At 71.5% G+C, this 11,870-nt stretch carries 13 protein-coding genes and 3 tRNA genes; 7 read left to right on the top strand and 9 right to left on the bottom strand.

The window, feature by feature from the left end; genetic code table 11:
• Positions 1–4: 4 nt before the first annotated feature.
• The 5 genes from ACFY2B_RS00945 to ACFY2B_RS00925 all read right to left on the bottom strand — a co-directional run bounded on the left by ACFY2B_RS00945 (position 5) and on the right by ACFY2B_RS00925 (position 1,455).
• The gene (locus tag ACFY2B_RS00945; RefSeq protein ID WP_390761023.1) at positions 5–433 is read right to left on the bottom strand and encodes a MaoC family dehydratase; all 429 of its coding nucleotides are present in this window, start codon (positions 431–433) and stop codon (positions 5–7) included.
• 3 nt (positions 434–436) lie between these two features.
• Positions 437–889 carry a MaoC family dehydratase N-terminal domain-containing protein gene (locus tag ACFY2B_RS00940; protein ID WP_390761022.1) on the bottom strand — a complete coding sequence of 151 codons (453 nt, stop codon included), beginning with the start codon at positions 887–889 and terminating at the stop codon, positions 437–439.
• Between the two features lie 118 nt (positions 890–1,007).
• Positions 1,008–1,172 (bottom strand): 50S ribosomal protein L33, encoded by a 165-nt coding sequence (gene rpmG, locus ACFY2B_RS00935; protein ID WP_003948671.1) that lies wholly within the window; start codon positions 1,170–1,172, stop codon positions 1,008–1,010.
• 91 nt (positions 1,173–1,263) lie between these two features.
• Positions 1,264–1,336 (bottom strand) — tRNA-Met (locus ACFY2B_RS00930).
• Between the two features lie 46 nt (positions 1,337–1,382).
• Positions 1,383–1,455 (bottom strand) — tRNA-Thr (locus ACFY2B_RS00925).
• A gap of 346 nt (positions 1,456–1,801) precedes the next feature.
• On the opposite strand from ACFY2B_RS00925, the gene ACFY2B_RS00920 reads away from it, so the two are divergent.
• Together ACFY2B_RS00920 and ACFY2B_RS00915 are read left to right on the top strand one after the other, a co-directional pair.
• Positions 1,802–3,064, top strand: coding sequence for an amidohydrolase family protein (locus tag ACFY2B_RS00920; protein WP_390761021.1), 1,263 nt, complete (start codon positions 1,802–1,804; stop codon positions 3,062–3,064).
• A gap of 201 nt (positions 3,065–3,265) precedes the next feature.
• Positions 3,266–3,922, top strand: a complete 657-nt coding sequence (locus ACFY2B_RS00915; protein WP_390761020.1) for an SDR family oxidoreductase — start codon at positions 3,266–3,268, stop codon at positions 3,920–3,922.
• 138 nt (positions 3,923–4,060) lie between these two features.
• On the opposite strand, the gene ACFY2B_RS00910 is transcribed toward ACFY2B_RS00915, so the two are convergent.
• Together ACFY2B_RS00910 and ACFY2B_RS00905 are read right to left on the bottom strand one after the other, a co-directional pair.
• Positions 4,061–4,273, bottom strand: a complete 213-nt coding sequence (locus ACFY2B_RS00910; protein ID WP_390761019.1) for a hypothetical protein — start codon at positions 4,271–4,273, stop codon at positions 4,061–4,063.
• 68 nt (positions 4,274–4,341) lie between these two features.
• Positions 4,342–4,842, bottom strand: a complete 501-nt coding sequence (locus tag ACFY2B_RS00905; protein ID WP_390761018.1) for a Dps family protein — start codon at positions 4,840–4,842, stop codon at positions 4,342–4,344.
• Positions 4,843–5,278: 436 nt separating this feature from the next.
• On the opposite strand from ACFY2B_RS00905, the gene ACFY2B_RS00900 reads away from it, so the two are divergent.
• Genes ACFY2B_RS00900 through ACFY2B_RS00890 form a run of 3 tightly spaced genes read left to right on the top strand, consistent with a single transcriptional unit; the run spans position 5,279 to position 9,102 of the window.
• Positions 5,279–7,615 (top strand): xanthine dehydrogenase family protein molybdopterin-binding subunit, encoded by a 2,337-nt coding sequence (locus ACFY2B_RS00900; RefSeq protein WP_390761017.1) that lies wholly within the window; start codon positions 5,279–5,281, stop codon positions 7,613–7,615.
• Positions 7,612–8,529, top strand: coding sequence for an FAD binding domain-containing protein (locus ACFY2B_RS00895; RefSeq protein ID WP_390761016.1), 918 nt, complete (start codon positions 7,612–7,614; stop codon positions 8,527–8,529). The genes ACFY2B_RS00900 and ACFY2B_RS00895 overlap by 4 nt, the downstream gene beginning before the upstream one ends.
• Before the next feature lie 12 nt (positions 8,530–8,541).
• Entirely contained in the window at positions 8,542–9,102 is a 561-nt protein-coding gene (locus ACFY2B_RS00890) for a (2Fe-2S)-binding protein (protein WP_390761015.1), read from the top strand.
• A gap of 29 nt (positions 9,103–9,131) precedes the next feature.
• Here the strand turns inward: ACFY2B_RS00890 and ACFY2B_RS00885 are convergent.
• A tRNA-Tyr gene (locus ACFY2B_RS00885) sits at positions 9,132–9,213 on the bottom strand.
• A 227-nt stretch (positions 9,214–9,440) separates the two neighbouring features.
• Here ACFY2B_RS00885 and ACFY2B_RS00880 point away from each other — a divergent pair.
• Positions 9,441–9,929, top strand: a complete 489-nt coding sequence (locus tag ACFY2B_RS00880; protein ID WP_376533096.1) for a YajQ family cyclic di-GMP-binding protein — start codon at positions 9,441–9,443, stop codon at positions 9,927–9,929.
• Positions 9,930–10,057: 128 nt separating this feature from the next.
• Here the strand turns inward: ACFY2B_RS00880 and ACFY2B_RS00875 are convergent, their stop codons facing one another.
• On the bottom strand, positions 10,058–10,324 hold the full coding sequence (locus tag ACFY2B_RS00875) for a GlsB/YeaQ/YmgE family stress response membrane protein (RefSeq protein ID WP_390761014.1): 267 nt from the start codon (positions 10,322–10,324) through the stop codon (positions 10,058–10,060).
• 190 nt (positions 10,325–10,514) lie between these two features.
• On the opposite strand from ACFY2B_RS00875, the gene ACFY2B_RS00870 reads away from it, so the two are divergent.
• Positions 10,515–11,759: an APC family permease gene (locus ACFY2B_RS00870; RefSeq protein WP_390761013.1), complete on the top strand. Its 1,245-nt coding sequence runs from the start codon at positions 10,515–10,517 to the stop codon at positions 11,757–11,759.
• Positions 11,760–11,870: the final 111 nt, after the last annotated feature.

The following is an 11,870-nucleotide window of genomic DNA, read 5'->3' as shown; positions in this document are numbered from 1 at the left end:
CGGCTCAGGCCAGCCGTACGACCGCCCGGGACATGCCCAGCACCTTCTGGCCGCCGCTGGTGGCCGTCAGGTCCACCCGTACCGTGTTGTCGTCGAGCTTGGCGGCGATCTTGCCGCCGACCTCGATCACGGCGCCCGTGCCGTCGTTCGGCACGACGACGGGCTTGGTGAAGCGGACGCCGTACTCGACGACCGCGCCCGGGTCGCCGGTCCAGTCGGTGACCACCCGGATCGCCTCGGCCATGGTGAACATGCCGTGCGCGATGACGTCCGGCAGGCCCACCTCCTTGGCGAACTTCTCGTTCCAGTGGATCGGGTTGAAGTCACCGGAGGCGCCCGCGTACCGCACGAGCGTTTCGCGGGTCACCGGAAAGGTCTGCGCCGGCAGTTCGGTGCCGACCTCCACGTCGTCGTAAGCGATCTTCGCCGTCATCTCTCAGCTCTCCTCGGCCGCGCGCGCCACGAGCTTCGTCCAGGCCGTCACGACGTGCTCGCCCGCCTCGTCGCGGACCTCGCCACGGATGTCCAGGATGTCGTTCCCGGCCATGGACTTGATGGCCTCGATGGTGGACGTGACCTGGAGCCGGTCGCCCGCGCGCACCGGCCGGGTGTACGCGAACTTCTGGTCTCCGTGCACCACACGGCTGTAGTCGAGGCCGAGCTGTGGGTCCTGGACGACCTGTCCGGCGGCCCGGAAGGTGATCGAGAAGACGAAGGTCGGCGGCGCGATGACCTCGCAGTGGCCGAGTTCCTTGGCGGCCTCCGGGTCGCGGTAGACCGGATGGGGGTCCCCGATCGCGTCGGCGAACTCGCGGATCTTCTCCCGGCCCACCTCGTAGGGCTCGGTGGGCGGATAGCTCCGCCCCACGAAGGACTGGTCGAGCGCCATGACCCGGCACCTCCTGATGTCAGCTGCGATTGCCCACAAATTAGCTGGTTTCCCTCGGCGAAAACGCCGCGAGGCCGCCCCCGGCTGCGGGAGCGGCCTCGCGTACGAGCCAGATGGGTCAGCGCGTCTCGCGGTGCGCGGTGTGCGCGTTGCAACGCGGGCAATGCTTCTTCATCTCAAGACGGTCCGGGTTGTTACGCCGGTTCTTCTTGGTGATGTAGTTCCGCTCCTTGCACTCCACGCAGGCCAGCGTGATCTTCGGGCGGACGTCGGTGGCAGCCACGTGAGTGCTCCTATGACGAACGGATGGAATGTTTCAAACGCAAGAAAGAGTAGCCGATCGAAGGACCGACCCCGCAATCGGCTACTGTCAGTAGCGGTGACCGGACTTGAACCGGTGACACAGCGATTATGAGCCGCTTGCTCTACCGACTGAGCTACACCGCTGTGATGCGATCGGATCCCGCCTCGCGACGGTTTCTTCTCACACCAGAGCCCCAAAACGGAATCGAACCGTTGACCTTCTCCTTACCATGGAGACGCTCTGCCGACTGAGCTATTGGGGCGAGCGATGAAGACATTACACGCTCGGCCGCCGTTCACCCAAATCCGTTTCGTACCGCCCGCGAAGGCGTCTTCGGCCCGTGTCCCGGCAGTCCCGTGCGCCCCTCCGCCCGCCTTTCGCGCGTGCTCCGCAGGCCCCCAGGAACGTTCCCGGCCGCGCTCCACGCGCGCGTGACGGACCCCGCGGGCCACACCCCGATACGACGGCGGACCACACCGGTACGACTATTGCGCTCCTCCCCGCCCCGCGCGGCCCGCCATCCTAGGCTCGACTCACTCTGCGTGATCTTGAGTCCCCCTCAGTCGCCCCGCGCAGCCCGAGCCGCAGTCACGAGCCCCTGGACCCCGATGCCCGACAGCCAGCCGCAGCCGCCCCCACCGCCGTCGAACCCGCCGGGCTCCTCGGGCCACTCCGACGGGGCCCTCGTCCTGTGCGGGGCGCGGCTCACCGACGGCCGCACCGTGGACGTGCGGCTGGACGGCGGGCGCATCGAGGCGGTCGGCACGGCCGGGAGCCTGGCGCCGGGCCCGGCCCGCTCCGGTGCCCGCATCGACCTCGGCGGCTACCTGCTCCTGCCGGCCCCGGTGGAACCGCACGCGCACGCCGACACCGCGCTCTCCGCCGACCGCGGCGGACCCGTCTCGTACGAGACCGAGGACGTCCAGCGCCGGGCCACCGAGGCCGCCCTGCTGCAACTCGGACACGGGGCGACGGCGCTGCGCGCGCACGTGCGCGTGGGCGACGTCCAGGGGCTGGGCGCGCTCGGCGCCGTGCTCCAGGCGCGGCGCTCGCTGCACGGGCTCGCGGACCTGACCGCGGTGGCGGTACCGCGGCTGCTGACCGGGGCGGCCGGGGCCGACGGGCTGGCGATGCTGCGGGACGCGGTGAAGATGGGCGCCACCGTGATCGGCGGCTGCCCCGATCTCGACCCCGACCCCACGGGCTACGTCGAGACGCTCCTGGAGGTGGCCTCCGAACACGGCTGCCCCGTCGACCTGCACACGGACGCCGCCGACCCGGCCCGGCTCGCCCGGCTCGCGGCGATGGCGGGCGGGCTGCGCCCCGGTGTGACCCTCGGTCCGTGCGGCGCGCTGTCCCGGCTGGCGACCGAGGCCGCCGCCCGCGTCGCGGACCGGCTCGCGGCGGCCGGGGTGACCGTGGTCTGCCTGCCGCAAGGCGGCTGCGGCAGCGTCGAGCGGCGGGGTACGGCTCCGGTGCGGCTGCTGCGCGCCGCCGGGGTCCGGGTCGCGGCCGGGAGCGGGGCCCTGCGGGACGTGTCCAACCCGGTCGGCCGCGGCGACCCGTTGGAGGCCGCCTATCTGCTGGCCTCGTGCCACGGGCTGCACCCCGAGGACGCGTACGACGCCGTGAGCGCCTCGGCCCGCGCCGTCCTCGGACTTCCCGAGGTCCGGGTGGAGGCCGGCTTCCCCGCCGAACTGCTCGCCGTGCGCGGTCATCAGCTGGCCGGCGCGCTCTCCCTCTCGTACAGCCGGATCGTGGTGCACCGGGGGCGCGTGGTGGCGCGCACCAGCGCGGTGCGGGAGTACTGCAACTCGGCGGTCGCCGCGGAGCTGGGGCTGCCGCGTCAGGGGCGGGGTGAATTGTCGTGAAGCGGGGCGCGTGACGACGCGCGCACGCGTGCGTTGGCGTGCGTTGGCGTGCGTTGGCGTGCGTCCGCGGTCGTTCGGGGAGCGCGTGGTGGCTTGCGGGCAGGAGGCGCGCGCTCCGGCGGAGCCGGCTGGTGCGCGGCTCGCGGCGCCGGGGCCGAAGTCGTGCGGCAGAAGCGGTGCTTCGGGCGTACGGTCGGAAACATGCGCATTGTCATTGCTGGTGGTCATGGTCAGATCGCGTTGCGGCTCGAACGGCTCCTCTCCGCGCGCGGGGACGAGGTCGCGGGGATCATCCGCAACGCCGAACAGGGAGACGATCTGCGGGACGCCGGTGCCGAACCGATCGTCCTCGACCTGGAGTCGGCCTCGGTCGAGGAGGTCGCGGCGCAGTTGCGGGACGCGGACGCCGCCGTGTTCGCGGCGGGCGCGGGCCCGGGCAGCGGCGCCGCCCGCAAGGACACGGTGGACAGGGACGCGGCGGTGCTGTTCGCGGACGCGGCCGTCCGGGCGGGCGTACGCCGGTTCGTGGTCGTCTCCTCGATGGGCGCGGACCCGGCGCACCAGGGCGACGACGTCTTCGACGTGTACCAGCGGGCCAAGGGCGCGGCCGACGCGTACGTGACCGGTCTGGACGCGCTGGACTGGACGATCCTGCGTCCCGGCGCCCTGACGAACGAGCGCGGCAACGGCCTCGTACGCCTGGAGGCGCACACCGGGCGCGGCTCGGTCCCGCGCGCGGACGTGGCCGCCGTACTCGCGGAGTTGGTGGAGAGCCAGGCGACGGCCGGTCTGACGCTTGAGCTGATCAGCGGGTCGGTGCCGGTGTCGGTCGCGGTGAAGTCGGTGGCGGGGAACTGAGGCGGTCCGCGGTCCGTTGGAACTGTCGACCGGTCGGAACCGCCCGCCCGCCGAACCGGTCGGCGCCCTCGCCCGCGCCGTCAGGCGTCATCAGGCGTCATCAGTAGCCAGCCCGTCACATCTGCGGTCAGTCAGTCATCAGAACAGGGGCAGCTGCCCGGGAAAGTCCGGTACGGCGTACGCGTCCAACGTCGGCTGCGCCGCGCCCAGTTGCGCCTGCCGCCGGGAACCGGCGCACGAGACGAGTTCACCGCTCTCGCGCGTGCCGGGCGGGTCGTGCCGTGCGAAGCGTCCCGCGACGACGGCGATCTCACGACGGCACACCGGGCAGGCTCTACGACGAGAGGACATGGAGCCAAGTCTCCTCCATGCCCCGCCGAAACCCACCCGGTACCGCCCGCTGTCCATCGAGAACGACGTCAGACCTTCTGGTTCTCCGCGCTGACCATCCAGGCGTACTTCTCCAGGGAGTCGATGATCGTGTGCAGCAGGTCGGCGGTGGAGGGGTCCTCGCTGTCGACCTGGTCGTGGTGCGCGCGCAGGGTGTCGACGGTGGCCCGCAGCCGCGCGGTCACCAGATCGACGATGGTGCTGACGCTCTGCGCGCCCTCCGGGAACCTGGGGAGCGTGGTGTGCATCGCCACCGTGTCGGAGCGGCCGTCCGGCCAGTGCTGGAGGGCACGCATGCGCTCGGCGATGGTGTCGGCGAATTCCCGGGCGTCGTCGATGATTTCGTCGAGTTGCAGGTGCAGGTCCCGGAAATTGTGACCGATCACGTTCCAGTGGGCCTGTTTTCCCTGGAGATGCAGTTCGACGAGATCCACCAGGATCTGTTGCAAGGCTTCGGTCATCTCTTTGGATGCCGTGAATCCGGTGATGTCGCTGTCCGGACGCCGGGAAACCTTCGGGGAAGCGGTCATGGTGTGTCTCCTCTTGCAAGCACAGCACAGCAGCCCCCCGCACCAGGGGGCCCGTCTTCCTACGCCCAGCCTACGGAGCCGTCCCCCTGCCGCCACCGCGCCTGATCCGCTTGGGTAAAAGCGCAGGTCGTGAGCGTTTTGAGGGGGGCCGGGGTGATGTGGACGCACCCCGCAGGACCGGGCGGCGGCACCGGCGCCGGGCAAGCCGTCGAGCCGGGCGCCGACACCAGGCAACCTGCCATATATGCCCGGTATGCGCATTACTTGCTTCACTCTTACGCTGTCTTGACACGGGCAGCGGCCGGCCCTTTCCGCCGCCGCCCGCGGACGGTGCCGGGACTTCCGTGAAACCCGCCGGCAGGGAGCCGTGACTCCGCTCGGCGGCAGCGGCCGGGACCGGAACGCCCCTGCTCTCGATGTCGCAAGAGGTGTTGTCGTGTATCAGTGGACTCGGCGCGAGGATGCGAGACTTCTCACCGGAAAAGGCCGCTATGTCGCGGATATCGAGGTACCGGGATGCCTCGACGCCGTGTTCGTGCGGAGCACGGTGGGGCACGGCGTGCTGCGCTCGGTGGACTGCGGCCCGGCGCATGAGGTGCCGGGCGTGGCAGGGGCCTGGTCCGCGGACGATCTCAGCGACCTGCCGGCGTGTCTCCACTCGGCCGCGACCCTCCAGGACCTGCCTCCCGTACCGCACACGGTGCTCGCCAAGCTGTCCTCGGACGAGGCGGTGGCCGGCCGGGAGTGGCCGGCGCTGGTCAAGGACCGCGTGCGGTACGCCGGCGAGGCGGTCGCCGTCGTCCTGGGCGAGGACCGCTACCGGGCCGAGGACGGCGCGGCCGAGGTGACCTTCCAGGTGGACCGACTGCCCGCGGTGATCACGCCGTCCGCCGCCGCCCGCGACGAGACCCTGCTCTTCGACGGCATGAGCAACGTCGCCCTGCGGAGCGAGACCGGCCGGCCCGTCGACGACACGGTGTGGCAGGACGCCTCCGCGGTGGTCAGCGGCTCCTACCGGCAGAACCTCCTGATGCCCACCCCCATGGAATGCAGGACGATCCTCGCCGTCCCCGAGGAGGACCGGCTGACGATCTGGTCGGGACACCAGATGCCGCACCGGCTGCGCCGCGAGATGGCGGCGCTGCTGGGGTGGCCGCAGGACCGGATACGGGTGGTGGTCCCGGACACCGGCGGCGCGTTCGGCGGCAAGAGCGCCTCGTTCCCCGAGTTCGTCGTGGTCGTCTTCCTCGCGGTCATGCTCGGCCGACCGGTCCGGTGGATCGAGGACCGCCTGGAGTCGATGCTGGTCGCCACCCGCGGCCGGGGGCAGGACCAGCGCGCCCGACTGGCCGCCGACGCCGACGGACGCCTGCTCGCCTACGAACTGGACATCGACGCGGACGTCGGCGCCTACCCCCACCTCGGGGTCGGACTGCCGATGCAGACCGCGTGGATGGCCACCGGCGCCTACCGCACTCCGCAGGTCCATGCGACCGTACGCTCGGTCCTCACCAACACCATGATCACCTACCCCTACCGCGGCGCCGGCCGGCCCGAGGCCGTGTTCGCCCTGGAGCGGTGCATGGACACGATGGCCCGGAAACTGGGGATCGACCCGGCCGAACTGCGGCGGCGCAACTTCATCCCGCCCGACGCCTTCCCCTACGCCACCCCCACCGGCCGCACCTACGACAGCGGCGACTACGCCCGGGCGCTCGACCTGGCCCTGGAGACCGTCGGCTACGACGCGTGGCGGGCGGAACAGGCCGGGCGCCGCACCGACCCGGCCGCGAAACCCCTGGGCATCGGCCTCTCCTGCTACGTCGAACGCTCCGGCGGTGAGCCCGGCGGCCTGCACGAGTTCGGCGGCATCGAGGTCGGCGAGGACGGCACCGTCACCGTCCGGTGCGGTGCGGCCTCCAGCGGGCAGAGCCACGAGACGGTGTTCCCGGCACTGGTCGCGAAGACCCTCGGGATCGACGAGCAGCGCGTACGGCTGGTCGAGGGCGACACCGGTGAACAGCCCGACGGCCTGGGCTCGTTCGCCAGCCGTAGCGCCCAGGTCGCCGGCGCGATGCTCCAGCACGCCGCGCACCTGGTCGTCGAGGAGGCCAGGCACCGGGCCGCAGGACTGTGGGACCTGCCGGCCTCGGAAGTGGAGTGGTCCGACGGCGCCCTCTGCCCCGTCCGCGACGGCTCCGCCCCCATGGACCTGTCCGAGCTGGTCAAGGCCACCGGTCCGCTGCGCGTGCAGGACCGCTTCGAAACCGGCATGGCGTTCCCGTTCGGTACCCACGTGGCGGTGGCCGAGGTGGATCCCGAGCTGGGCACCGTACACCTGCTCAAGGTGGTCACCGTGGACGACTGCGGGGTGCAGCTCGCCCCCGAGATCGTCCGCGCGCAGGCACTCGGCTCCTCGGTGCAGGGCATCGGGCAGGCGCTGTACGAGGCCATCCCCTACGACGAAGGCGGCACCCCCGTGCTGGGCAACGGGATGCTGGACTATCTGCTTCCGACGTTCACCGAGGTCCCGCCCATCGAGGTCAAGGACACCTGTACCCCGAGCCCCGCCTCACCGTTGGGCGCCAAGGGCGCAGGCGAGTCCGGGTGCATCGGCCTGCCTGCCGCCATCGTCAACGCCGTGGACGACGCCCTCCGGCCCGCCGACCCCGACCTCCTCCAGATGCCGCTCACCCCGGACGTGATCTGGCGCGCGGCCCGCGCCACGGAACCGCGCACGGCCCGTACCCCGACGCGGGAGGAGGACCGGTGAAGCCCGCGGCCTTCGACTATGTGGTGCCCCGCACGGTGGCCGAGGCCGTCGACGCCCTGGGCAACGGCGGCGGCAGGGCCCAGGTGCTGGCCGGCGGACAGAGCCTGATCCTCGACATGCACCTCACACGCATCCGGCCCGACCTCCTGGTCGACATCAACCGCATCCCCGAACTCGACAGCATGCAGGTCATCGACGACACCCTGCGGGTCGGTGCGCTGATCAGGCACCGGGTCTTCGAGTCCGCCGAGTCCGTGCCCGGCCCGCTCGGCTCGCTGGCCGCCCGGGCGGTCGTCAACATCGCCCACCCGCCGATCCGGTCCAGGGGAACCATGGTCGGCAGCTTCGGCTGGGGGCACCCCGCCTCCGAGTGGTGCGCCATCGCCGTCGCGCTGGACGCCGTGGTGAATCTGCGCGGACCCGACGGCCCGCGCACCGTGCCGGCGAAGGACTACTTCCTCGGCCCGCTGCGGACGGCCCGCCGCCCCGCCGAGCTGATCACGTCCGTGCAGTACCCGCTGCTCGCCGACACCACCGGAGTCGGCTTCATCGAGCACCGCCGTACCCACTTCTGTTTCGCGCAGGTGGCGGTGGCGGCGGCGCTCACCGTGCACGACGGGGTGATCGGCCAGGCCCGGATCGGTCTCGTCAACTGCGCGGACCGCCCCCTGCGGGCGCATGCCGCCGAGCAGTCCCTGGCCGGCGCCGAGATCGGACCGCCGACCGACGGGTACCGGCTGCCCGAGGACCACCCCTTCGCCCGGGCCGGCCGCGCCGCGGCCGAACAGGACGCCGACCCCGTCGCCGAGCCGTACGCGCACCTGGAGTACCGGCGGCACGCCATCGCCGTCGTCACCGCCAGAACGCTCAGCCAGGCGGCGAACGACCACCGCGCACGCGCGGGCGCGCGCTAGGGAGACAGCACCATGGACATCACCCTCACCGTCAACGGCGAGGAGTTCCCGCTCGACGTGGAACCCCGCCGTGTCCTCGCCGACGTCCTGCGCGAGGACTGCCGTCTCACCGGCACGCACCTGGGGTGCGAGCACGGGGTGTGCGGCGCCTGCACGGTCCTGGTCGACGACCGGGCGGTGCGCGCGTGCCTGATGCTCGCCGTGCAGTGCGACGGCAGTTCGGTCCGGACCGTGGAAGGGCTGGCCGGCCCGGACGGCGAACCCAGCCCGTTGCAGCGCGCGTTCTCCGCCGAGTACGCCTTGCAGTGCGGTTTCTGCACCCCCGGGTTCCTGATGGTGGCGACCGAGGCTCTGGAATCGGACCCCGACCTCGCCGACCACCCCGAGCGGGTGGACCACGTCGTCGGCTCCAACCTGTGCCGCTGCACCGGCTACGAACCCATTCGCCGCGCGGTCACCCGGGCGGCACGGGAGCAACGAGGCCGACAGCCCCGGCCGGAACAGCATCCGCGGTCAGGGCAGCAACAACGGACCGCGACCTGGCAGCAACAAAACCCCCTCCGGGCTGCGTGAATGCAGTCCGGAGGGGGTCTCTCTCAGCGTGGCGGCGCCAGGATTCGAACCTGGGAAGGCTGAGCCGGCAGATTTACAGTCTGCTCCCTTTGGCCGCTCGGGCACACCGCCGGGTTTTGCTGCCGGACGGAGCCACCGCTTCTCGGCGGTGCTCCCTGGCAACGACGTAAACAATACCCGATGCCAAGGGGTGCTCCGCCACCCGATTGATCGGTGCCCGGCCCGTGTGGGGTGACTAGGCTGGTGCGAATGCGACCCGGTCTCATGCCGGGCTCTACGGCTGCCTGCGCGCATGCCGGTACGCACCCGATACGCACCGATACAAGGAGCCACAGGACATGGCCGACTCCAGTTTCGACATCGTCTCGAAGGTCGAGCGGCAGGAGGTCGACAACGCCCTCAACCAGGCCGCCAAGGAAGTCTCACAGCGCTACGACTTCAAGGGCGTGGGCGCCTCGATCGCCTGGTCCGGCGAGAAGATCCTGTTGGAGGCGAACTCCGAGGAAAGGGTCAAGGCTGTCCTCGACGTCTTCCAGTCCAAGCTGATCAAGCGTGGCATCTCGCTGAAGGCGCTGGAGACGGGCGAGCCCCAGATCTCCGGCAAGGAGTACAAGATCTTCGCGTCGATCCAGGAGGGCATCTCCCAGGAGAACGCGAAGAAGGTGGCGAAGATCATCCGCGACGAGGGCCCGAAGGGCGTGAAGGCCCAGGTGCAGGGCGACGAGCTGCGCGTCAGCTCCAAGAGCCGGGACGATCTGCAGGCCGTGATCGCCCTCCTGAAGGGCCAGGACTTCGACTTCGCGCTGCAGTTCGTCAACTACCGGTAGTCCCGCAGGTCCGCGCGTCGCGCGGGTACGGAACGACGCACTCCGAGGAAGGGTGGGCACCCGAGGCGGCCCACCCTTCTCGTGTGCCGACCGTGGTGCGGTCGTACTCAACCGCGTTCCGGCCGTCCTCAGTTGCGCGAGTTGCCGAACAGGAGGCGGTAGATGATCAGGAGGACGAGCGAGCCGCCGATCGCGGCCGCCCAGGTGGCCCCGTCGTAGAAGTTCTTGGTGATGGGGTGGTCCAGCCAGCGGGCCGATATCCAGCCGCCGACGAACGCGCCCGCCACGCCGATGAGAGTCGTGCCGATGAAGCCGCCCGGGTCCCGCCCCGGCAGCAGGATCTTGGCGATGACGCCGGCCAACAGTCCCAGAATGATCCAACCGATGATGCTCATGCCGTGAACCTGCCCTCCCGCGCGGTGCCCGCACTGTCCCGGCGCTGTGATCTTCGTCAGCGCCCGCTGTGCGACGCGGCCGGTGCGGCCCGTGGTCCGTGCCGTCCGGCGCGCGCGTGTTCGTGCCGTGTTGCCCTGGAAGACGTCACCCGAGCACCGGACGGTTGCAGCGATCAGTAGGGTGCGGCACATGACAAGCTCCGGTTCCGGCCTGCGGCGCACGCTGGGGGTCCGTGACGCCGTGGTCGTCGGCCTCGGCTCGATGCTCGGCGCCGGTGTCTTCTCCGCACTGGGACCCGCCGCGCACGCGGCCGGACCCGGTCTGCTGCCCGCCCTCGCCGTCGCGGCCGTGGTGGCTTACTGCAACGCGCTGTCCTCGGCCCGGCTCGCCGCCCTGTACCCGGCCTCGGGCGGCACCTACGTGTACGGGCGGGAGCGGCTCGGGGACTTCTGGGGATACCTCGCCGGATGGGCGTTCGTCGTCGGCAAGACGGCCTCCTGCGCGGCGATGGCGCTCACCGTGGGCACGTACGTGTGGCCCGGGCAGGCGCACGCCGTGGCGGTCGCCACCGTGGTGGCGCTGACCGCGGTGAACTACGGCGGCATCCAGAAGTCCGCCTGGCTGACGCGGGCGATCGTGGCGGTGGTGCTCGCGGTCCTCGCTTCCGTGGTGGTCGTCTGTCTCTCCTCTGGGCAGGCCGACGCCGGGCGGCTGGACGTCGGGGGCGCGACCGGAGCGGGAGGGGTGCTCCAAGCGGCGGGCCTGCTGTTCTTCGCGTTCGCCGGGTACGCGCGGATCGCGACTCTCGGCGAAGAGGTACGGGATCCGGCGCGCACCATCCCCCGCGCGATCCCCCTTGCTCTGGGCATCACGCTGGTGGTGTACGCGTTCGTGGCCGTCGCGGTGCTGTCGGTGCTCGGCGCCTCGGGTCTCGGACAGGCGGCGGCACCTCTGGCCGACGCGGTGCGGGCGGCCGGAGTGCCGGGGCTGGTGCCGGTGGTGCGGGTGGGGGCCGCGGTGGGTGCGCTGGGGTCGCTGCTCGCTCTGATCCTCGGGGTGTCCCGGACCACGCTGGCCATGGCCCGCGACCGGCATCTTCCCGGCTCCCTGGCCAGGGTGCATCCCCGCTTCCACGTCCCGCACCGCGCCGAGCTGGCCGTGGGCGCGGTCGTCGCCGTGGTGGCGGCGACGGCGGACGTAAGGGGTGCCATCGGTTTCTCCTCCTTCGGTGTGCTGGCCTATTACGCGGTGGCCAACGCGTCGGCCTGGACGCTGAGTCGGACGGCGTCGTCACGTGTGCTGCCGGTGCTGGGGCTGATGGGATGCGTGACACTCGCGTTCGCCCTGCCCGTGACCTCGGTGGTCGTGGGCGCGGGTGTGCTGCTGGTGGGGGCGGCGGCTTACGCCGTGCGCCGGTGGGCCGGGGTTCGCTGAGCCGAACCGGGCCGTGCCAACTCGGCCAGCCGGGCCGTGCCGTGCCGACTCGGGTGGGGGTGGAGGCCGCGCCTCGCCGATGTCGCGGCGCGCGTGGCCGGGGCGGCGCCA

The organism is Streptomyces sp. NPDC001270 (genome assembly GCF_042896695.1).
Taxonomy (GTDB): domain Bacteria; phylum Actinomycetota; class Actinomycetes; order Streptomycetales; family Streptomycetaceae; genus Streptomyces.
Note: the sequence above shows the minus strand (reverse complement) of the source record. Positions and strands in the feature narration are given on the sequence as shown.